Raw genomic sequence first — 21,552 nt, forward strand, 5'->3', positions numbered from 1 at the left:
CGTTGGCTAGGCTCGTCCAAGGGCCAGGGGCATCCGGTGCCCCGGCCCGTACGGACGGGCAGCAGGCGGCTCCGGGACCACATGTGCTGACGGTCCCGGAGGGTCGTGCCGGACACGACGGGGGAATCGGTGGCGGCGAGCGGGCAACAGCAGGACGCGAAGGCCGTGTCGCCCACCCTCGCCGGCCCACCCCGTACCGGACGGGGCGGGCGCCTGCCCGACCGGCGGGTGCGCGCGGTGCTGCCCCCGTCGCTCCGCGCGCCGCTCGGCGGGACAGCCGTGCTCGCCGCGCTGGTGGTCGGCGTCCTCGGGATCCTGTACGCCGGAGACAGCGGGCCCGCCCCGGTCGACGCACGGATCTGGGCGGCGGTCGAAGACGCCGGGCCCCGTTGGCGCCATGCCGCCCGGGCCGTGGACTTCTTGGGGGAGCCCCTGGGGGCGGCGGTGCTGGTCGCGGTCGTCGTGGCGGGGTGCCTCTCGTTACGGCGCCCCCGGGCAGCAGCGCTCGTCGCGGCCGGCCCCGCCGCGGCCGTGGCGACGACGACGCTGCTGAAACCCCTGGTGGGACGCACCATCCACGGCGAGCACCTGTCCTACCCCAGTGGACACACCGCCTTCCTCACCGCGCTCGCCCTGGTGACCGCGCTCCTCATGACCGGCCGGCTCGCCCCCGGGAGGCCGGCCGGCACGGTACTCGTACTCGCCCCGGCGCTGCTCGCCGGCGCCACCATGGGCTGGGCGCAGGTCCTCCTCGGCGCGCACTACCCGACCGACGTGCTCGGCGGAGGGTGCACCGCGCTGGCGGTGGTGCCGGTGACCGCATGGCTGGTCGACCGCACGGCCGACCGCGCGGTCGACCGCACGGCCGAACCCGTTCGGCAGGAGCGCGGTTGACGTCGCCCCGCTGTCACGCCAAGCGGCGGAACACGGGCTTCACCGGTCGCCCGCCCATCCAGGGCGTCGGGTCGGAGGCGTCCAGCGCCTTCCGGTACACCGCACAGGCCTGGGCCACCACGTCGACGGTGTGGTCGACGTCGGCCTCGCTGAGGGCGCTGCTCACCACGAAGGAAGGGGCCAGCACCCCGCCCGCGAGCAGGCGGCGCAGGAACAGCGTGCGGTACTGCTGGGACGGCTGCCGGTTCTCGTCGAGGGTGGCGAAGACCAGGTTGCTGGCCCGTCCCCGCAGGACGAGGTGGTCGCCGACGCCCATGCCGGCCGCCGCCTCGCGGACGCCGGCGGCCAACCGCTCGCCGAGGGCGTGCAGCCGCGCGGTGACGCCCTCTTCGACGTAGGTGGTGAGCACGGCCATCGCGGCTGCCAGCGAGTGGGTCTCCGCACCGTGGGTGGTGGACAGCAGGAACACCCGCTCGTCGGAGTGGCGCAGCCCGCCCCGCTCCATCAGCTCCCGGCGCCCGGCCAGCGCGGAGACGGCGAACCCGTTGCCCAGTGCCTTGCCGAACGTGGAGAGGTCGGGGACGACGCCGTACAAGCCCTGGGCGCCCGCCTCGGACCAACGGAAGCCAGTGATCATCTCGTCGAAGACCAGGACGCAGCCGTGCCGGTCGGCCAGTTCGCGCAGGCCGGCCAGATAACCGGCCGGGGGATCGGTGTGGGTGGCGGGTTCCAGGATCAGACAGGCGATCTCGTCCCGGTGGCGGCGGAGCAACTCCTCCGTGGCGGCCAGGTCCCCGTAGGGAAACGTCACGGTGAGCTCGTCGGTCGCCGCCGGAATGCCGGCGGACATCGGCGTGGTGCCGATGAACCAGTCGTCGACCGAGAAGAACGGGTGGTCGGCGCAGAGGGCGACCCGCGGACGCCCGGTGGCGGCGCGGGCGAGTCGCACCGCTGCGGTGGTGGCGTCCGAGCCGTTCTTCGCGAACTTCACCATCTCCGCGGTCGGCACCGTGGCCAGGAAGAGCTCCGCCGCCTCGACCTCCACGATGGAGGGCCGGACGAAGTTGCTGCCCCGGTCGAGTTCGCGTCGCACCGCCTCGGTCACGCGCGGGTGGGCGTGGCCGAGACTGACCGACCGCAGACCGGAGCCGTACTCGACGTACCGGTTGCCGTCGACGTCCCACACGTGGGCGCCGCGGCCGTGGCTGATGACCGGGGCCAGGGCCTCGGGGTACTGGTCGTCGCCCTTGGCGTAGGTGTGCGCGCCCCCCGGGACCAGGGCGTGCAACCGCTCGTTCGCCGCCCGCGACCGGGGCAGCAGGAGCTCCGTGGTGTCTTCGGTGTCCATGGTGACCTCAGCCCTTCCTCTGCCGCAGGACTTCGGCGAGACCGGGAGCCTCCCGGTCCCGCCGGGACATCGCGGCGACCGGCAGCGGCCACGGGACGGCGAGCTCCGGGTCGTCGAAGGCGATCGTCACGTCCTCGGACGGATCGTGCGGGCGGTCGATCCGGTACGAGACGTCGGCGGTTTCGGTCAGGGCCTGGAAGCCGTGCGCGCACCCGGCCGGGACGTACAGGGTCACCTGCGTCTCGCCGGACAGTTCGAAGGAGGCCAGGTTGCGGTAGGTCGGCGAGTCCGGCCGCAGGTCCACGACGACGTCGAAGACCTTTCCGTACGAGCACCGCACCAGCTTGGCCTCGCCGGCGCCGGAGCGGAGATGGAGGCCGCGCAGCACGCCCCGGACCGAGCGGGACAGGCTGTCCTGGACGAAGACGTTCGGGTCGAGGCCCACCGAGCGGACCACGTCGGCGTCGAAGGTGCGGCAGAAGGAGCCGCGCTCGTCGGTGTGCGGCGTCGGTTCGAACAGGTACGCGCCGGCGATCGCCGGGACGTCGATGGCTTTCACGGAGTCTCCCGCAGGGCGTGGGCAGGGGTGTGGTCGGTCGTCGGGAACAGGGACGAGGTCAAGGCGGCGAACTGCTGCTCCAGTTGTCGAGCGGTGATCAGGTTCCGTTCGGCGAGGGTCCTTCGCAGTTCCGCCGACCGCTGCTCCAACTCCCGGAACTGTTCGAGCAGCCGGTCGGCGTCGACCTCGCGGGCAGGGTGGCAGTACGCCTCCAGCCCCATCCGGGCCATGAGCGCGTCGCTCTTCGCCGCGTAGCTGAGCGCGAGCGTCGGCGTGCCGACCTTCAGCGCGCAGACCAGGTTGTGGTAGCGGGTCGCCACCACGGTCTCGGCCGCCGCGGTCTCCTTCATCAGCTCGGCCAGCGAGGTCGCCCCCGCAGCGGTGACCAGCGGTGAGTCCACCGCATCGAGGATCGCGGAGACCACCTGCCCGTCCACCTCGTCGCCGATGAGCAGCCGGACCCGCCTGCCGTCCTCGACCAGGGCGCGGACGAAACGGGTCGTCCCGTCGAGGTAGCGCCGGTTGATCTCCTCGGACCGGGCGCGGTCGTCGTTGCCGCCGTGGAAGTCCATGACGCCGACGCAGACCGGGCCGGGCGGATCCGAGGGGGCGCCCGCCGGCGGCGCCGGCAGGGCGAAGGCGAGGTCCGGGTAGACCCCGTCGCGTCCGGTGTCCACGCCCATCGCCCGCATCGCGTCGCGGGACAGGGCGTCCCGGTAGGACCGGTAGGCGGCCAGCCGAGCCGACCGGCGCACCAGGGCCCGGGTGGGCCGGTTGCCGATCGGGGCGGCACCGACGCCGACCAGCGCCACCCGGGTGCCGACCAACCGGCCGCTCGCACAGAGCAGGAACAGCGCGTACGGGAAGCCCCACGGCCGCAGCGGCAGGGTGGCCTCCAGGACGCCCATGCCCGGCACGATCACCACGTCGTGTCGGCGCACCCAGGCGGCGGTGCGGACGGCGTCCACGAGTTTGCCCAGGCCCTTCGCCACGACCGCGCCCGCACGCGACGCGGTCCGGTACTCCCCGCGGTACCAGTGCAGTCGCGTCGCGGGGATCCCGTACCGGGCCCCGACGACCTCCGGCCCCCCGCAGAACGCGTCCACGACCGCCCCGGGGTGCTCCCGCCGGAGGTACCCGAGCACCGCTTCGAGGGAACCGTCGTTGCCGAGGTTCCCGGAGCCGAGCAGGCCGAACACCCCGACCCGCACCGGTGCCCCGCCCACGGGCTTCACGCCCGCCTCCCCTCACGGCCGGCGACGAGGGCGTCGACGGAGACGGCGAGCCGGTCCGGGACGACCGGCGCGCGGTCCTCGACCCGCTCGCCGGCACCCGGTCGGACCCGGCTGGTCATCCAGGCGGACAGGTGGCGGAAGCACGCGCGCCGGTCGGTCGCGGACAGCGGCGCCCGCCGGATCGCCGCGACGAAGCCCCAGACGTACTCGGCGAGCAGCCGGGGCGTCGGGTGCAGCGGCCCGGCCCGGCGCGGATCCAGGTTCACGCACCGGGCGCGCTTGCTCGGGTTCGCCCGCTCGGCACGGGTGGGGTGGTCGCGCCGGAAGTACAACAGCTCCGGCACCTGGTGGAAGGGACCGTGCAGGGTGATCTCGGCGACGAAGGTGCGGTCCGCGTGGTGGTAGCTGTCGTGGGGCTTCACCCGGCGCAGCGCATCGGCCCGCATCACCCCGTAGAAGTCGTCGCCACCCGGCTCGAACAACAGGCTGCGGAAGCGCTCGGGTGCGTACGGGGAATCGGTGGCCAGCCCGTACTCGTACGGGACCTTCACCCGGCCGTCGCCGTCGATGACCGCCTGGCCGCTGTGCGCGAGGATCACGTCCGGCCGTTCGTCCAGCGCCTGCACACAGCGCTCCAGCAGGTTCCTGGCGTACAGGTCGTCGTGCGAGGCCCACTTGAACAGCTCGCCGCGGCACTCGGTGAACACGTGGTTGTGGTTCGGCGCGGCACCGATGTTCCGGGGCAGCCGGAGGTAGCGGATGCGCCGGTCCCGTGCGGCGTACCGGCGACAGATGTCCTGGGTCCCGTCGGTCGAGGCGTTGTCGGAGATGACCAGCTCGAAGTCCTCGTAGGTCTGGCCGAGCAGGGCGTCCAGCGACTCGGCGAGGTACTCCTCGCCGTTGTACACGGGCAGGCCGATGCTCAGCCGGGGCAGGGCGGTCATGACGTCCTCACTTCACTGATGGGATTGCGGTGGTTCTCGCGCAGGGCGGACCGCAGTTGCAGCCACCACACGGCCGAGCCGCTGACGGTCGCGGCGGCGACGCCCCAGGCCGAGCCGACCGTGCCGGCCACGGCCGCCCCGCCGAGCCCACCGATGACGTAACAGGCGGAGGCGAACAGCTGGCTGCGCAGACTGCGCCGGGCCGCGGCGAGCGCGCGCAACCCGGCCGCCGCGCCGGTTCCGAGGCCGGCGCCCGCGACGCCGAGCGTGGCCGGCACGATGAGCTCGGAGGCGGACTGCCAGACACCGCCGAGCACCAACTCGCCGGCGCGGTCCGGCACCAGGAGCAGTGCCGCCCCCCAGAGCAGCGCGGCGACGGCCTGCCCGCCGCCCAACAACAGGCAGAACGGGCCCAGTCGGTGCGGGGCCTGTCGCAGCACCCGTGCGGCCTCCGCGACGGTGACCAGCGACAGCCCCATCAGCACGGCGAGGAACGGGCCGAGCAGGAGCTCGGCGCCGCGGACCGCGCCCACCGCGCCGACCCCGACGATCGCGCCGAGCCCGTACGCCCGCAACTGGCCCGCACCGCTGGTGCTGACGTTCTCCACCAGATACCGGTAACCGAGGTCACGGTGCGCGCGCAGCCATTCGCGCGCACCGCCCAGACGGGGCCGGATCCCGGACTGGAAGCAGCCGTACGCCGCGGCCACCGCCGCGGACGCACCCCAGGCGAGGACGAAGGCGGGCACGCTGCCCACGCGGGCCGCCACCACCATCGCCGGGACCAACGCGGCGCCCCACACGAGGTCGTTGACGAACGCCTTCCGTCCCGTACCGGCTGCGAAGAACGAGTAGCGCCAGGCGTCCTGCAACAACAGCCCCGGCAGCACGACGCCGAGGCAGGCGAACGCGGACCCCACCGGGCCGCCGAGAAGCAGTCCGGCCAACAGGCTCGCCGCGCCGATGGCGGCGCCCGCTCCGAGGGCGGTGCCCGAAGAACGGGCCACCGCCCCGCGCCAGGAGGAGTCCGGCACGCCGCTGAAGCGCACCACCAGCGGGTCGGTGGCCACCCCGCGGGAGACGCTGAGCACCACGCCGTAGGTGACCCACGCCAGGCTGAACACCCCGAAGGCGGCCAGTCCGAGCGAGCGTGCGACGTAGATCCCCACGGCGAAGTTGGTCATGCTGGAGGCCGCCTGGTCGGCCAGCCCCCAGGACAACCGGCCGACGACGGCCCGTTTGGCGCTTCGGCGGGCGCGGTCGTCCGGGGGCGCCGGTGCCGTCGTCTCCTCCCCTCCGGTGGTCATCGGCGTCATGCCTTGATCAGTCCGGCGCCCCGCAGGGCATCGGCAGCAGCGGCGACGGCGTCGAACGGCAGCCCGGACCGCTCGGCCACGTCCAGCAGGTCGTGTTCGCCGTCGGAGAGGTTGAGCACCCAGAGCATGGCCATCTGGGCCTCCTTCGCATCGCTCCGACCGCCGAGCGACTCGTACAGGCCGCGTCGCCCCAACTGCGGCTCGCCGTAAGGGCTGAGGTTGACGTACCGCCGGTTCCGGTCCAGTACGGCGAACGCCTCGCGGCAGAGGGCCAGTGTGTCGGCCATCGCCTCGGGGGAGACGAAGTCCGGGTTGTCCGCCGACGTGTGGTACTCGGGGTAGCCGGCGTACGGCGTCCGGCTGAGCGAGCCCACGCCGAGGTCGAACCCGGGCGAGCAGAACTGCCGCTCGTCATAACCGTACGGAGTGAACTCGGTGATGTGGTGCGGGCGTTCCGAGGAATTCAGCACATGGCGCATCACCCGGTCGATCTCCGCGTCGCCGCGCCTGCTCCGCTTGTACGTCAGTCGGCCCCGGTCGCCGGCACAGGCCAGCACCAGACCGTGCCGGACCCTTCCTCCGGTGCTCGGCTCCGCCCCGGCGCTCGGCTCCGCCCGTCCGGGGGGACCCCCGTGACCGGGGAACGCCTTCTCCACCCGGTCCGCGTTGCGGGCCAGCCAGGTGATCGCCCCGATGGTCCCGGGGGCGAACAGGAACCGGTAGGTGTACCAGGGGGTCCGCTCCGCCAGCGCCCGGGCCAGGAACGTCGCCACCGCGATGCCGGCCAGGTTGTCGTTGGCCAGGGACGGGTGACAGACGTGACAGGAGACGATCACCTCGTCGGCGACCTGCCCGGGCACCACGTGCTCGGCGTAGGTGAGGTGGCCGTCGGCGAGGGTGGAGTCGATCCGCACCTCGTAGTCGCCGTCCGGAAGGGAGTCCAGGGTCTCCTGGGACAGGCAGAACCCCCAGTCGGGCTTGTAGTAGCTGGTGCGGTACGGCACCCAGCTCGGATGGTCCGGCAGGGTGTGCAGGTGTGCGCGCAGCTCGGCCAGCGGCACGGTCGCCGCCACCGGCACGCTGTAGCCGAGCACGTGCAGGTTGGACGCGGCGAAGTCGACGACCCGGCGGCCGGTGGCGTCGGCGACGTACGCGTCCCGGATGTTCCACTCCTGCGGCACCGTCCAGTCGAGCACCTGGGTGCCGGTCGGCACCTCGTGCACCTGCAGCGGCACGTACTCGCCGATGATCTCCAGGGTGGCGCGCACTCCGTCGCCGGTGATGCTCCGGCACAGCGGGTACAAGCGCTCCACCAGAGCGTGCATCTCCTCGCCCGCCACGGTCATCGGCGCCACCGCAGGGTGTCGTCGACGGCACCGGCGTCGGACGCGGCGCGCAGCACGGCGAGCCGGGTGAAGCGCTGCTCGAAGGCCTCCCGGGTCAGCCCGTGCCTGCGGTAGGCGTCGGCGAGTTCGAGGGCGCCCCGCTTCACCGTCCACTCGCAGTCGAAGCCCGGCACCGCGGCCCGGAAGCGGGAGAAGTCCACCCGGTACGACCGCGGATCCGCACCGGTCTCCCCGGTGATCACGACCCGTGAACCGGGCACCGCTTCGGCGACCTGCTCGGCGATCTCGGCGACCGTGACGTTGTTGGCCTCGCTGCCGATGTTGAACGCCCGGTCGTGCACCGACTCCCGCGGCGCGACCAGTGCGGCCGTGAAGGCCCGTGCGATGTCGGCGGCGTGCACCAGCGGACGCCAGGGGGTGCCGTCGGAGAGCACCAGCACCTCGCCGGACAGGAGCGCGTGGCCCACCAGGTTGTTCAGCACGATGTCCGCCCGCAGCCGGGGCGAGTAGCCGAAGGCGGTGGCATTGCGCATGTACACGGGGCTGAAGTCGTCGTCGGCGAGAGCGTGGAGGTCGTCCTCCACCCGGACCTTGGACTCCGCGTACGGCGTCACCGGGCGCAAGGGGGCGTCCTCGGCCACCAGCTCGTCGCCGCCGGCGGCACCGTAGACCGAGCAGGTCGACGCGTACAGGAAGCGCCGCACCCCGGCTTCCCGGGCCAGCCGCGCCAAGCGGACGGACGCGTGGTGGTTGATGTCGTAGGTCAGGTCCGGGGCCAGCGCTCCCAGCGGGTCGTTGGAGAGGGCGGCCAGGTGGATCACGGCGTCCACCCCGGCCACCTGATCGGCCGTGACGTCACGCAGGTCCACTCCGCCCCGAGCCCCCGGCTCGGCTCCGCCGGGAGGCGTCCCGACCCCCGGCGGGTCCCCGGGCAGCGGGCCCAACACGCAGTCGGCGAACAGGCCGGAGTCCAGCCCGACGACCTCGTGCCCGGCCGCCGCCAACACGGGCGCCATCACGGTGCCCAAGTAGCCCTGGTGTCCGGTCAGCAGTACGCGCAAGGTTCATTCCCCCAGGTCGAGAGTGAGTTTGGTGACGGCGAACGCCTCGGCGTAGCGCGTCTGGCTTTCGATGCCGCGGATCCGGGCCAACCCGAGGAAGGCTTCCCGGTCGTACCAGGGACGGTGCCGTTGCGAGGGGTAGTGCTCCTGCAACAGGTGCACCTTGCGTTCGGCGATCTCCGGTGACAGCGGCTGGTATGCCGTCGGACGGCCGAGGTCCCCGTCCCACTTGACGATTTCGTAGCCGAGCACCAGGTGGTCGCGGAACGCCGTGGGCACCAACTGCGCCAGGCCCCGGTGGTCCTGGTGCGCGTCGTCGGTGCGCGGGGCCAGCACGAGGTCCGGATCGGTCTGCCCGCGCAGCTCCTCGACCGCCGCCTTGGCCTCCTCCCAGTGCGCCGGAAGTCGACCGTCCGGCAACTTCAGTACGGTCAGGTGCAGTTCGGCACCCGGACAGAAGGCGGCGAGCGCAGCCCGCTCCTCCTCCTCCCGCTCGCTGCCGCCACCGGAGAGGACCAGTGCGTCCACCCGGAGGCCGGGACGGGCGAGGCACAGCGTCAGCAGCGTGCCACCGGCGCCGATCGCGAGGTCGTCGCAGTGCGCACCCACCGCGGCGATCCGGTTCAGGGGTCCGGCCCCCAGCCGGATCACGCCCTCGCTCCGGAAGCGTCCCGACGGCCGGTCGCACCCGTCCCCGCGCCGTCCCGCTCCCACACGGCCCACGGGCGGTCGCCCCGGGCGTAGGCCTCGTCGAGCGCGGCCCGCTCCTTGACGGTGTCGGTCGGCTTCCAGAAGCCGCGGTGCTGGTACGCCATCAACCGCCCGCGCTTGGCCAGTTCGGCGCACCCGTCGGCGACCAGGTCCCCGTTCTCCGGTATGTGGTCGAAGACCTCCTGGCGGAGCACGAAGTAGCCGCCGTTCTCCCACAGCGGCAGTTCGCTCACCGGGGTGATGCCCCCCACCAGGCCGTCATCGCCCAGGTCCACGCAGTGGAAGGAGGACTGCGGCGGCACCACCATCATCGACGCACCGACGTCGCTCCGGGCGAACCGGTCGATCATCTCCGGCAGCGGGGCGTCGGTGAGCACGTCGGCGTAGTTGGCGAGGAACATCTCGTCGCCGTCCAGGTGGTGGCGCACCCGACGCAGGCGCTCGCCGATCGGGGACTCGATGCCGGTCTGCACGAAGGTGATCGTCCAGGAGGCGATGTCGGTGGACAGCAGCTCGGTCCGCCCGCCCCGCAGCACGAAGTCGTTGGACGTGGTCTCCTCGTAGTTGAGGAAGAAGTTCTTGATGTGGTCGGCCCCGTACCCGAGGCACAGGATGAACTCCGTGTGCCCGAAGGAGGCGTAGTAGCGCATGACGTGCCAGATCAGGGGCCTCGGGCCGACCATCGCCATCGGCTTCGGCACGTCGTCGGAGGTTCCGTTGCGCATGCGCAGTCCGTAGCCGCCGCAGAACAGTACGACCTTCATGACTTGACCTCGACAATGCTCAGTTCCGGGATGGGGAAGACCAGCCGGCCGCCCCAGGAGTGCACGAAGGAGAGTTGCTCGACCAGCTCGTCCCGCAGGTTCCAGGGGAGGACGAGGACGTAGTCCGGCCGGTCGGCGGCTATCTGCTCGGGAGGCAGGATCGGGATGCGGGTTCCCGGGGTGAACCTGCCGTGCTTGTAGGGGTTCCTGTCGACCGTGTACGGAAGCAGGTCGGGGCGGATGCCGCAGTGGTTGAGCAGGGTGTTGCCCTTGCCCGGGGCGCCGTAACCGACCACGGTCTCGCCGCGTTCGGCCGCCTCGATGAGGAACTTCAGCAGGTCACGGCGGACCGTGGCCACCCGGGTGGAGAACTCCGTGTACCCGGACAGCTCCTGCAGGCCGGCGGCCTTCTCCCGGTCCAGCACCTCGGACACCTTGTCGGACGGCTCGCCCGCCACCTCGACCGGCCGGGCCCACAAGCGGATGGATCCGCCGTGCGTGGGAAGCAACTCGACGTCCACCAGGGCGAGTCCACCACTGGCCAGTGCCCGGATCGCGGACGCGACCGTGTAGTACTGGAAGTGCTCGTGGTAGATCGTGTCGTACTGGTTCTCCTCGATCAGGGTCAGCAGGTGCTGCACCTCGATGGAGACCCAACCGTCGTCGGCCACCAGGGCGCGCAACCCCCGGGTGAACCCGACCACGTCGGGGATGTGCGCGTACACGTTGTTGGCCACGACCAGGTCCGCCGGACCGTGCTCGGCGCGGACGGCGGCGCCGGTGTCCGGGTCCAGGAAGGCCGTGAGGGTGGGCACGCCCGCATCCCGCGCCGCCGCCCCGACGTTCACCGAGGGCTCGACGCCCAGGCAGCGGATCCCGCGGTCCACGACGTGCTTCAGCAGGTACCCGTCGTTGCTGGCGACCTCGACCACGAAGGAGTCGCCGTCGAGGCCCAGCCGCTGCGCGGCACCGGTGACGAAGGCGCGCGCGTGCTCCACCCAGGAGGTCGAGTAGGAGGAGAAGTACGCGTACTGCGTGAACGTCTCCTCCGGACTGATCAGCGGCGGGATCTGCGCGAGCCAACAGTCGGTGCAGACCCGCAGGTGCAGCGGGTAGGTCGATTCCGGCTGGTCCAGTTGCTCCGCGGCGAGAAAGCTCTCGCAAGGCGGCGTCGCTCCCAGGTCGACGACGCTCGCCAGCGCCGCCGAACCGCAGAGTCGGCATCGTGTCATCTACTGCCCCCATCCCGCTCGCGCGGGTGTCCCCGCCGCGAGCCAGTGCGTTCCTCCCCTAGCGGCGACGGGCCGTCCCCGTCGCCGGACCGTCCCGCGATCGCGGTGCGGTAGCCATTCACCAGGCGCTCCAACCCGACGGTCGGGCTGAAGCCCTGCTCGTAGCGGAGTCGGGCCGCTCGCCCCATCTCCTGGTTGCGGACCGGCTCGGTGGCGATCCGCCGCAGGCAGGACACGAGCGAGGCGGTCTCGCCCGGCCGGTGCAGCAGTCCGGTCACCCCGTCCTCGACCAATTCGACGAAGGCACCGTGACCGGCGGCGACGGCAGGCACGCCCGCCGCCATCGCCTCCACGATCACCAGGCCGAACGGCTCCAGCCAGGTGGAGGGGGCCACCACCGCGACCGATCGCGCGAGGGCCTGCCGACACTCCGCGGGGTCGTACAGGCCCACGAAGCGCACGTCGTTCCGGTCCGCCGCCCAGGCGGCGACCTCTCGCTCCAGCGGCCCCGCGCCGGCGATCACGAGCGGTACGCCCACACCGCCGTCGGCGGCGATCTCGTCCCACGCGGCCATGAGCAGCCGCACGCCCTTGGCCTCCGCCAGCCGACCGAGGTAGAGCAGGTGCTCACCGGCGCCCGCCCGGGAAGCACCCGGGTCGGGAACGAAGTTGTGCTTCACCGCCAGCCGTTCGGCCGGCATGCCCGCCCGCACCAGGACGTCGCGCTGTGCCGCCGAGATGCAGAAGAACCGCTCCACCCCGGACCACCAGCGCCGCCGGTTGACCGACAGGCTGACCGCGAGCGGCACCGTCGCCAACCGGGAGTTCCGGTAGCAGCCGTGCCGGACCGCGGGCAGCGGCGTGGAGCCGACGCACTCGGTGCACGGCCGACCGTCCCGCTGCAGGGTGCCGGGCGGACAGACCTGGGTGTAGTTGTGCAGCGTGGCGACGGCGGGAACACCGGCGTCGGCGCAGGCGGCCAGTACCGCCGGCGACAGCAGCGGGAAGACGTTGTGGACGTGCACCACGTCCGGTCGCTCGGCGCGGAGCCGGGCGGAGAGCTCCGCGCGGACCGCCGGGTTCCACGGCACCAGCAGCGGAACCGCGGCCTTGCCCCGCAGGGACAGGCCGGCGATGTCGTCGCTGCGCCGTTCGAACACCCCGACCCGGTGGCCGGCTCCGCGCAGCAGCGCCACCTCCTGGTCGACGACGTTGTTCTCCCCGCTCGGCTGCGCCGAGGCGTAGCGGTTGTGCACCACGAGGACGTGCATGGTCAGGTCACCTCCGATCTCCGGGCCCACCGCGGAACGCTCGGCCGCGGGGCTTCGGGCGTTGCGGGGGCAGTGGCAGTGGCAGTGGCAGTGGTGGGTACCGCCAGCAGTGAGGCGGCCACGGCCAGGTGCAGCAGGTACGGCGAGGCGTCGCCCAGTCCGGCCTCGGTGTACGACGCGATCGCGCAGTAGCTGATCAGGAAGATCGCGCAGGCCCTCGACAGCGACGGCGGCCGCAACAGTGCGACGCCGCCCAGCACGATGATCACCGCTGCCACCAGGACGATGCCCAGTACGCCCTGCTCGTGGTAGACGGCCAGCCAACTGTTGTCGATCGGCAGCCCGCCGAACGACTTGTCGCCCAGCCCCACGCCGAAGAGTTCCTCCGAGGTCGTCCGGGGCGCCGACAACAGGGCGTCCCAGACCTTGGCCCGACCGGTCAGGCTGGCGAAGTTCTCCCGGCTCTGCCCGCGCAGGAACCACGCCTGCAGCGCAGAGCCGAACCCGACCGCGGCCACGGCGGCGCACAGGACCGCCCAGGCGAAGATCCGGCGGGCGGCGGCGCTGGTGAGGATCAGCGAACTGATCGCCAGGGCGAGCCCGATGAGCAGTCCGAGCGTGGCGGTCCGGGTGTGGGTCAGCGCGAGCAGGACGAGGGCCGGCACGATCACCACGGCCGCGCTGCCCTTGTTGGTCCGGCGGCCCAGCACCAGCAGCACCGTGAGCCCGATGATCACCGCGGCGTACTGGCCGATCTGCGGCGGGGTGAGCGGCCACAGCGCGCCGACCAGCCGGCCTCCGTAGAGCTCGGGCATGGCGGCACCCGGCGAGAGGACCGCACCGACGGCGACCGAGCCGAGGACCGCGAAGTACATCCGGATGTGGTGCCGGACGAACGTGGGGCCGCCGTCCCACCAGCGGGTGAGCAGCCACAAGGTGGCGACGAAGAGGGCCAGTCGGGCACAGCGGAAGAGTGCGCCGAACCCCGATCCCAGGCTGGCGCTGGAGACCACGCTCAGCACCAGCAGCAGGGTGAGCAGGAACACGTAGGAGCTGGGACGGAACCGCAGCCGGGGGTTGACCACGAGCGCCAGCGCGAACGCGGCGACCAGCGATCCCATGGTGACCATCTGGATGAGGGAGCGGGGCAGCGGGAGGATGGTCTCCGCGCCGGCGGAGCCGAGCGTGTTGAGGATCAACAGTCCCCACACGACCCCGACGAGCTTCGGCGTGCGGTCCACGGACACCTCAATCACCGTCCCGCGTCGGGAAGGTGCTGCCCGCGTCCTGCCGGTACGGGGCGCCCCGCCACTGTTCGGCGTCGAGCACCTTGCTGGGGTCGTGGACGACGAACTTCCACGTCCCGCGGTAGACGTTGTTCCGCCAGCGGTTCCCCTGGGTCCCGGTGATGGCTTCGGCCACCCGATGGCCCTGGTACGGAGACCAGTCCGGATAGGTGCCGTAGTTGGCCAGCACCCCCATCCGGTCGCACTTCTCCGTACAACCGACGGCGGACTTGTCCAACACGAAGCGGTTGTCGTGGATGTCCACCCGCTGGGTCTTCCAGCGGCAGTCGGCGTAGAGCGGTGCACGGGCGATCGCCGGCTGGACGCAGCGGTCGACGTCCTTCACCAGCAAGGTGCACTCGCCGGAGGAGGTGTTGGCCGGGCTGTTGCAGAACCGGTCGGCGTTCTCCCACAGGGTGATGCCGGACCAGTTGTCCTCCAGCACGTTGCGATAGATCTCGATCCTGTCCGTACGGGCCGGGATCCGCGGCTCGCCACCGGACTCGGACACGTAGACGGTCGCGAACGGAAAGTCATCGCCGTCTTCGGCGTAACGGCGTCCTTCGACCAGGTTGTTGCGGCGGATCGTGTTGCGCCGGACGACCGCGTTGTAGCTGGTCTCGTAGATCAGCGCGGCACCGTCGTTGTCCTCCAGCAGGTTGTCCTCGATGCGGAAGTCGTTGTTGTTGGTGTCCGCCCACAAGCCGGCTCCGCGATTGTCGTGCACCCAATTGCCCCGCACGTCGGCCCCGTTGACGGCCCAGAACTTGACGCCTCCGCTACAGCCGCACTCCGGTTGCCGTCGTTCCCAGTCGTCCGTGTTGTTGCCCACGATCTCGTTTCCCTCGACCACCAGACCGCTGATGCCGCCGGCGGCCTGGTACGCGTTCATGCCGTACTGGCCGTTGTTCCGGAGACAGTTGGCGCGGACCAACTGGCGGGCACCGGCCATCAGCCCGGCGCCGGAGTTGTTCTGGACCGTCGTGTGCTCGATCACCCATCCGTCGGCCGAGTCGTGGTTGACCACGCCCTCGTTGTGCGGGGCGGCGAACCCCTGCACGGTCAGATGGCGGATGGTGACGTCGCGGGCGGTGCCGCCGAACGCGTACTGGCTGGCCCTCCCGCCGTCGAGCACCGCACCCGGCGCGCCGAGGTAGTGGTTCCCCTCCTTGGAGATCACCTGGGCGTAACGGTCCGGTTCGAGCCGGTGCGTGCCCGGCCCGAGCCAGAAGGTCGTGTGCGGCGGGCTGCTCATGGTCTTCGCGGCCAGGTCGCCGGGCACCGCGGGATCGATCCTCACCGCGCCCGCCGGCGGTTCGGCGGGTCCCGCCACGGGCTCGGCGCACACCCGGGCCACGGACGTGGACGGCGCGGCGGTCGGCTTGGGCCGGGCGTCCGACGCGCCCTCGCAGCCGGTCGCCACCAGCACGGTCAGCACCAGCGGAGCCGCCGGCCATGCCCGGTGCCGCCACTCGATCCCCACGTGTCCCCCTAGCCGTTGAACCCGAGCACGGTGATGAACTCCTGCTCGTCGTCGACGAAGCCGGTGCCGACCAGCGTCGTGGCCGGCTCCTTGCGCCCGAAACCGGGGGAGTACCAACCCAGCGGCGGATGGCTCTCGCCGCGGTGCGCCCGCCACTCCAGCTGCCCGGGCAGGTCGAGCACCGCGGAGCGGCCCTCGCCGTCCCGGACCCAGCTGAGCACCGCACGGTGCCCCGCCAGCTCCGTGGTGACGGCCGGGCCGAGGTGGAACGCCAGACGCACGGACCGACGCGGGCCGCGCACCTCGTCGACCACCCGGAGCTCACGGTTCGCGGCCGTCAGCTCCACCCGGCGGAGGTGGACGGAGCGCGGGTAGCCGTCGTGCTCGGCCCACCAGCGGCCCCCCTTCTCCTCGGACGCGTCCGCGAGCAGGACCCGGCTGCGGGCCTGCCGGAGCCACAGGAACGGACCGCCGGAGACGGACTGGTCGGCACCGTCCAGTTGCAGGGTGTTGTGCCCGAGGGTCGACCGGAAGTACTGCCGCCACTCGGGCTGTCCGTGGTAGCAGTACGTTCCCGGGTCGGCGAGCACGTCGACCCCGTCGTGCCGGACCTCCAGGGACAGCGCGTCCGCGTGTGCGTGGGCGGCGATGGACAGGAACCCGTGCGGGCCGCCGTCACAACGGCACCAGATCTCCCCCGGACCGCGCAGGATGGTCAGGCCTGCGTCGGGGAAGTGCGCCGGTCGGCTCGCCGGACGGGCCCAGCCCGTCGTGACGGGCCGGATGAGCGGGGCCAGCAGCGGCGTCCGCACATCGGTACCGGTCACCTCCGGCCACCAGGCCAGCCGCCCGAACACGGCCTCCCCGGTGGCCAACAGGGAACCCCAACGGTCGGTGCCCGCGCCGTCCAGGACCAGACCGTGCCCGTCGTCCGAGTCCCCCTGGCGGGGCGGCCGAAGTCTGCCGTCCACGACGGCGGCGAGCGCATCGGTCATCCGCAACAGCACCAGCCGGACCGTGGCGGGGACCGGCACGCCGGCGGCGTCCGCCTCCGCCACCGCGGCCAGCCCGAGCTCCAGCACCAGCCCGTGGTACTCGGTGGCCAATTCGCGGTTGAGACCGGAGCCGAAGGTGTTGCTCCGCAGGTGCCGGTCCAGCAGCCGCATCGCATCCGCACGCCAGCGCGCCGAATCGGGAAACCAGCCGAACGCGCAGGCCGCCGCGAACTGCCCGGCCGCCTCGGCGATCACGTGGTTGTTCGCCGAGGACCCACGGCTGGGAAAGGCGGCCAGCCAACGCTGGTGGTGCCAGATCTGCTCCAGCGCCACCGGGTTGTCCTCGAACAGCCCGGCCGCCCCCGACCAGCCGTCGAGCAGCCGACGGACCCACACCCAGGACAGCAGCCGGATCCCCAACTCGATGCCACTGGTCCAGTGCACCCCGCGCATCGGCGCGTTCGCCGCCCACCACGACCGCAGGTGCTCGGCCACGCGCTCGGCGTACCGCTCGTTCCCGGTGACCGCATAGGCGCCGGCGAGCACGGTCAGGTACTGGTGCCGGGACAGCTCCCAGATCTGCTTGACGTCCCCGATCGCCTCCTCGTTCCGGTACGGCACGTCGAAGGCGTAGCCCCACGGCGCCCGGCGCCCGGTCTTCGGGTCGTGGCACCAGTCCGGATCGACCAGGTCCTCCCGCTCCACCCCGAAGTACTCGACGCGCCCCGCCATCAACCGGTCCGCCTCGGCGACGAGGCGCTTCGCGGCGTCCGGCGGCACCCCGTCGACCGTCCCCGCGGGCAACACCGCGGTGAACGCGGCACCGGTCACGCGCGGACAGACCGGCTGCGCCGACCGCCACCGCCGCCTGCGCACCGCGTCGCCCACCCTGCCGGCCACCTCCTGCGGCCCCATCCGGGAGAGCCGCCGCAGGTACCAGCCCGCGCCCATGGTCATCGGCCCCTCGCCAGGGTCACCGGCGCGCCGCTCACCAGGCTGGTCCGTACGGCGAGGGTGGCCGCCGTGGTGGCGACCAGCGACTCCAGCGGCACCGGCATCGGCCCGCCGGTCCGCACGGCCTTGACGAACGCGGCCAACTCGGCGGACTGGCCCTTGTCCCGGGCCTTGGGCAGCCGTGAACTGACCCACCGCTTGCGTCCGTACACCGAGGCGCGGACGAAGTCGTCGAGCCGCAACGCGCGGCCGTCGGCGACCAGGTCCAGCGTCTCCTTGGGGAACCCCGACGGGCCGGAGGTGACGTAGCTGAGGGTGGCGGTGGACCCGTCCGGGTAGTCCAGCACGACCTGGAGGTCCTCGTTGCCGGGCGTGGCGACCGCGTACACCGATGTCGGATCGGCATCGAGCAGCCAGCTCGCCGTGTCGACGAAGTGTCCGCCCTCACCGGCGAACCGCGTTCCCTCGGTGCTCTGCTGGAGGTACCAGCTGCCGTGCTGCAGCCGGCCCGCATTGACCAGGTAGCGGAGGCTCGCCGGACCGGTCCGGGCGCCGAACTGCTTCCGGGCCTCCTGCAGCAGCGGTGCGAAACGGCGGTTGAAGCCGACCTGCAGCCGGTCGTTGCCGGATTCCTCCACCGCCGCGAGCACGCCGGCGAGCTCCTCCTCGGTGAGCGCCAAGGGCTTCTCCACGAACACCGTCTTGCCAGCCAGCAGTGCCTTCCGGGTCAGCTCCGCGTGCGAGCTGTGCCGGGTGACCACGAACACCGCGTCGACGGACGGGTCGCCGAGCACGGCGTCCAGGTCGGTGGTCGCCCGGGCGAAGCCGAACTTCCGCTGGGCGTTGGTCGCGGACAGCGCCGTCGTGGTGACGACCGTCGACAGCTCGACGCCGTCGCGCTGCGCCAGGTGCGGCAACAGCATCGACGTGGCGTAGTTCCCCGCCCCGACGAACGCCAGGCGGACCGGAGCCCTCCCGGACCGGGCCGGGGCGGGCACCGACGTGCCGCGGCGCACCGCGGGCACCGCCACCGAGGGCGCCTCCGCTTCCCCTTCCTCCACGGCCTCGGGGTAACGGAACAGCACCGCCACGGCCTTCAGCTCGCCGTCCTTCAGCCGCTGGTACGTCTTGACGGCGTCCCCGAAGTCGGCGACGTGCGAGACCAGGGGCTCCACGTCGACGTTGTCGCGGGCGAGGAGGTCGAGGAAGCAGGCCAGGTTACGCCGCTCGGTCCACCGCACGTAACCGATGGGGTAGTCGCGCCCCTCCAGCTCGTACTCCGGGTCGTAACGCCCGGGCCCGTAGCTGCGGGAGAACCGGACGTCGAGCTCCTTCTCGTAGTACGCGTTCCAGGGCAGGTCGAGGCGGCACTTGCCGATGTCGACGACCCGGCCGCGGTCACGGCTCAACCGGGCGGCCAGCTCGACGGGCTGGTTGCTGCCACCACCGGCGGCCAGGTAGACCTGGTCCACGCCGAGACCACCGGTGATTTCCGCCACGGAGTTCTCCACGGCCGCGGAGGCGGGATCGCCGCAGGCCTCGGCCCCCAGGCGCTCGGCGAGCTCACAGCGCGCCGGATCGGGGTCGACCCCGATGACACGGACCCCCGAGGCGACCAGCAGCTGCACCACCAGCTGCCCGATCAGCCCGAGGCCGATGACCAGCGCCACCTCGCCGAGTTGGGGCTCACCACGGCGAACGCCCTGCAGGGCGATCGACCCCACGGTGCCGAAGGCCGCGTGCTGCGGCGCGAGACCGTCCGGGACCCGGGCGTAGAGGTTCTTCGGCACCCAGTTCAACTCGGCGTGCAGGGCGTGCTCGTTGCCGGCGCAGGCCACGAGGTCACCGACCGCCACGTCGTCGATCCCGGGACCGACCTGCTCGACCACCCCGCACAGCGAGTAGCCCAGCGGCGTGTACGAGTCCAACTGGTTGATCACCTTGCGGTAGGTGGCCGACATCCCGTTGGTGGCCACGCTCTGCATGACCTTGGCCACCTGGTCCGGTCGCGAGCGGGCCTTACCCAGCATCGACATGCCGGCCTCGGACACCTTCATCAGCTCGGTGCCGGTGGAGATCAGCGAGTAGGCGGTGCGCACCAGCACGCCGCCCGGCTTGCACCCCGGTACCGGCACGTCGAGCACTGCCAGCTCGCCGCTCTTGTAGTTCTGTACAACCTGTTTCACCCGAAGTCCCCTTGCTTCTCAGGCGTCATCTACGCCGTCAGGCGCGCGCTCTGGTCGGACCCGGAGGTCGCGCCGCGGTACCAGTACTCGAGGGTCAGCACATGCCAGAGGTGCTTGGAGAAGTCCCGCTGCCCGGCCGCGTCCTCGGCGACCATGCGCGCCAGCGCGTCGCGGCGCAGGAGTCCGGAGCGGACGAGCAGGCCGTCGTGCACCACCTCGCGCACCAGCGGGGCGAGGTCCCGGCTCATCCAGGCGCGCAGCGGTGCGCTGAACAACCCCTTGGGCCGGTACACGATCTCCCGGGGCAGGACCGAGCAGGCCGCCTCCTTCAGGACGGCCTTCCCCTGCCGTCCGACGATCTTGCGATCGCCCGGCACCGCGAACGCCGCCTTGACCACTTCGACGTCCACGTACGGCACCCGCACCTCGGTCGACGCGGCCATGCTCGACCGGTCCGTGTAGGCGAGGTTCAGGCCCGGCAGGAACATGCGCGCGTCGCCCAGGCACATGCGGTTGACGAAGTCGTCGAGGTCGTTGTCCTGATAGACGTCCGCGTGCTCGGTCAGCACGTCCTCGACGGTCCCGGCCAGATCCGGATCGACCAGGGAGAGCAGTTCCTCCTGGTCGTACATGGTGTAGCTGCGCCGGAACGCGGTCTCCTCCGGAAGGTCGGCGAAGGACAGGAACCGCTTCGCGAAGCGCACCGAACGGTATCCCCGGCGGGCCGAGGCCACCGGCAACCGGTCCACCGTCGCGGACAGGCCGCGGCGCAGCGGCCGGGGGACGCGCTGGTAGCGCAGCGCGATCAGGTTGGCCAGGTGCTTGCGGTAACCGGCGAACAGCTCATCGGCCCCCATGCCCGAAAGCAGCACCTTGATCCCCGCTTCCCGGGCGGCCGAGCAGATCAGGAACGTGTTGATGGCGGCGGGATCGCCGATCGGCTCGTCCAGGTGGTACGTCATCTGCGGCAGCAGGTCGAGCACGTTCGGAGCGATCTCGATCTCGTGCAGGTCCACGCCGAACCGCTCGGCCACCCGCCGGGCGTAGCGGAGGTCGTCCGGCATCGCCTCGAACCGGGCGTCCTCGGCGCGGAAGCCGATGGTGTAGGCCGAGATGCCGGGACGGTCGCGGGCCGCCAGCGCGGTCAGATAGCTGGAGTCCAGACCGCCGGAGAGGAAGGTCGCCACGGGTACGTCGGAGAGCAGGTGGCGCCGGGTCGACTCCTCGACGACGGCGGCGATGTCCGGTTGCTCGCCGGCCAGGGCCCGCTCCCTCCCCTCGGCGGCGACCTCCTTCAGGTGCCAGAACCGACCGCGCTCCACCCGACCGTCGGGGCGGCACCGCAGCCAGCTGCCCGGCGGCAGCTTCTCCGCCTCGCGGAACGCGCACCGCGAGTCGGGAACCCAGTAGTACAGCAGGGAGGCCACCAGAGCCGCGTGGTCCACCTGCAGCGAGCCACCGGTCACGGCGGCGAGCGCCTTCAGCTCGGAGGCGAACACCAGCCCTCCGTCCCGGCGGACCAGGAACAGCGGCTTGATCCCGAGCTGGTCGCGGACGAGCACCAGGTCACCGGTCCGCTCGTCGAAGACCCCGAACGCGAACATGCCGCGCAACCGGGGCAGACACTCCGTGCCCCAGCGACGCCAGGCCTCCAGGACCACTTCGGTGTCGGAGGTCCCGCGAAAGCGCACCCCGGCCGCCGCCAGTTCGGCCCGCAGTTCGGGCGCGTTGTACAGCTCGCCGTTGTACGTCAGGGCGAGGCCGTCCGAGACCATCGGCTGGGCACCGGTCTCGGACAGGTCCACGATGGCCAGTCGGCGGTGCCCGAGGTGCACCTCGCCGTCGCCGACCGGATGGCTGTACCGCCCCGTCCCGTCCGGACCGCGGTGGGCGAGGGTGTCGGTGAGCCGGTCGGTCACCGCCTTCCCGTCCGGCCACCGGTACGTGCCTGCGATGCCACACATGTC

The 21,552-nt window shown here is 72.0% G+C and carries 17 protein-coding genes; 1 reads left to right on the plus strand and 16 read right to left on the minus strand.

Going from position 1 to position 21,552, the window contains the following annotated elements:
• Nucleotides 1–213 precede the first annotated feature (213 nt).
• On the plus strand, nucleotides 214–894 hold the full coding sequence (locus tag ACFW2Y_RS09820; protein WP_384876063.1) for a phosphatase PAP2 family protein: 681 nt from the start codon (nucleotides 214–216) through the stop codon (nucleotides 892–894).
• Nucleotides 895–907: 13 nt separating this feature from the next.
• Here ACFW2Y_RS09820 and ACFW2Y_RS09825 read toward each other — a convergent pair whose 3' ends face one another.
• The 16 genes from ACFW2Y_RS09825 to asnB are packed head-to-tail and all read right to left on the minus strand — an operon-like array spanning nucleotide 908 to nucleotide 21,549.
• Complete coding sequence (locus tag ACFW2Y_RS09825) at nucleotides 908–2,242, minus strand: glutamate-1-semialdehyde 2,1-aminomutase (RefSeq protein ID WP_384876001.1); 1,335 nt, start codon at nucleotides 2,240–2,242, stop codon at nucleotides 908–910.
• Nucleotides 2,243–2,249: 7 nt separating this feature from the next.
• Nucleotides 2,250–2,801, minus strand: coding sequence for a dTDP-4-dehydrorhamnose 3,5-epimerase (gene rfbC, locus ACFW2Y_RS09830; protein WP_384876003.1), 552 nt, complete (start codon nucleotides 2,799–2,801; stop codon nucleotides 2,250–2,252).
• Nucleotides 2,798–4,036 carry a polysaccharide pyruvyl transferase family protein gene (locus tag ACFW2Y_RS09835; protein WP_384876005.1) on the minus strand — a complete coding sequence of 413 codons (1,239 nt, stop codon included), beginning with the start codon at nucleotides 4,034–4,036 and terminating at the stop codon, nucleotides 2,798–2,800. The genes rfbC and ACFW2Y_RS09835 overlap by 4 nt, the downstream gene beginning before the upstream one ends.
• Nucleotides 4,033–4,980 carry a glycosyltransferase family 2 protein gene (locus tag ACFW2Y_RS09840; RefSeq protein WP_384876007.1) on the minus strand — a complete coding sequence of 316 codons (948 nt, stop codon included), beginning with the start codon at nucleotides 4,978–4,980 and terminating at the stop codon, nucleotides 4,033–4,035. Before ACFW2Y_RS09840 ends, ACFW2Y_RS09835 begins: the two co-directional genes overlap by 4 nt.
• The gene (locus ACFW2Y_RS09845) at nucleotides 4,977–6,296 is read right to left on the minus strand and encodes a hypothetical protein (protein WP_384876009.1); all 1,320 of its coding nucleotides are present in this window, start codon (nucleotides 6,294–6,296) and stop codon (nucleotides 4,977–4,979) included. Before ACFW2Y_RS09845 ends, ACFW2Y_RS09840 begins: the two co-directional genes overlap by 4 nt.
• Nucleotides 6,293–7,651: a DUF4910 domain-containing protein gene (locus ACFW2Y_RS09850; protein WP_384876011.1), complete on the minus strand. Its 1,359-nt coding sequence runs from the start codon at nucleotides 7,649–7,651 to the stop codon at nucleotides 6,293–6,295. The genes ACFW2Y_RS09845 and ACFW2Y_RS09850 overlap by 4 nt, the downstream gene beginning before the upstream one ends.
• Nucleotides 7,639–8,703 (minus strand): NAD-dependent epimerase/dehydratase family protein, encoded by a 1,065-nt coding sequence (locus tag ACFW2Y_RS09855; protein ID WP_384876013.1) that lies wholly within the window; start codon nucleotides 8,701–8,703, stop codon nucleotides 7,639–7,641. The genes ACFW2Y_RS09850 and ACFW2Y_RS09855 overlap by 13 nt, the downstream gene beginning before the upstream one ends.
• Nucleotides 8,704–8,706: 3 nt before the next feature.
• The gene (locus tag ACFW2Y_RS09860) at nucleotides 8,707–9,354 is read right to left on the minus strand and encodes a PIG-L deacetylase family protein (RefSeq protein ID WP_384876015.1); all 648 of its coding nucleotides are present in this window, start codon (nucleotides 9,352–9,354) and stop codon (nucleotides 8,707–8,709) included.
• Nucleotides 9,351–10,178 carry a glucose-1-phosphate cytidylyltransferase gene (locus ACFW2Y_RS09865; protein ID WP_384876017.1) on the minus strand — a complete coding sequence of 276 codons (828 nt, stop codon included), beginning with the start codon at nucleotides 10,176–10,178 and terminating at the stop codon, nucleotides 9,351–9,353. The genes ACFW2Y_RS09860 and ACFW2Y_RS09865 overlap by 4 nt, the downstream gene beginning before the upstream one ends.
• Complete coding sequence (locus tag ACFW2Y_RS09870; RefSeq protein WP_384876019.1) at nucleotides 10,175–11,410, minus strand: methyltransferase domain-containing protein; 1,236 nt, start codon at nucleotides 11,408–11,410, stop codon at nucleotides 10,175–10,177. The genes ACFW2Y_RS09865 and ACFW2Y_RS09870 overlap by 4 nt, the downstream gene beginning before the upstream one ends.
• On the minus strand, nucleotides 11,407–12,681 hold the full coding sequence (locus ACFW2Y_RS09875; protein ID WP_384876020.1) for a glycosyltransferase: 1,275 nt from the start codon (nucleotides 12,679–12,681) through the stop codon (nucleotides 11,407–11,409). The genes ACFW2Y_RS09870 and ACFW2Y_RS09875 overlap by 4 nt, the downstream gene beginning before the upstream one ends.
• Nucleotides 12,682–12,683: 2 nt before the next feature.
• The gene (locus ACFW2Y_RS09880; protein ID WP_384876022.1) at nucleotides 12,684–13,928 is read right to left on the minus strand and encodes an O-antigen ligase domain-containing protein; all 1,245 of its coding nucleotides are present in this window, start codon (nucleotides 13,926–13,928) and stop codon (nucleotides 12,684–12,686) included.
• 1 nt (nucleotide 13,929) lies between these two features.
• A complete protein-coding gene (locus ACFW2Y_RS09885; RefSeq protein ID WP_384876024.1) occupies nucleotides 13,930–15,450 on the minus strand; it encodes a right-handed parallel beta-helix repeat-containing protein in 1,521 nt (506 codons plus the stop codon).
• An 8-nt stretch (nucleotides 15,451–15,458) separates the two neighbouring features.
• The gene (locus ACFW2Y_RS09890) at nucleotides 15,459–17,402 is read right to left on the minus strand and encodes an alginate lyase family protein (RefSeq protein ID WP_384876026.1); all 1,944 of its coding nucleotides are present in this window, start codon (nucleotides 17,400–17,402) and stop codon (nucleotides 15,459–15,461) included.
• Entirely contained in the window at nucleotides 17,399–19,585 is a 2,187-nt protein-coding gene (locus tag ACFW2Y_RS09895) for a bi-domain-containing oxidoreductase (RefSeq protein WP_384876028.1), read from the minus strand. Before ACFW2Y_RS09895 ends, ACFW2Y_RS09890 begins: the two co-directional genes overlap by 4 nt.
• 29 nt (nucleotides 19,586–19,614) lie before the next feature.
• Nucleotides 19,615–21,549, minus strand: a complete 1,935-nt coding sequence (gene asnB, locus ACFW2Y_RS09900; RefSeq protein ID WP_384876030.1) for an asparagine synthase (glutamine-hydrolyzing) — start codon at nucleotides 21,547–21,549, stop codon at nucleotides 19,615–19,617.
• Between the last annotated feature and the right edge of the window lie 3 nt (nucleotides 21,550–21,552).

This window comes from Streptomyces sp. NPDC058877, from assembly GCF_042742855.1.
Taxonomy (GTDB): Bacteria; Actinomycetota; Actinomycetes; order Streptomycetales; family Streptomycetaceae; genus Streptomyces.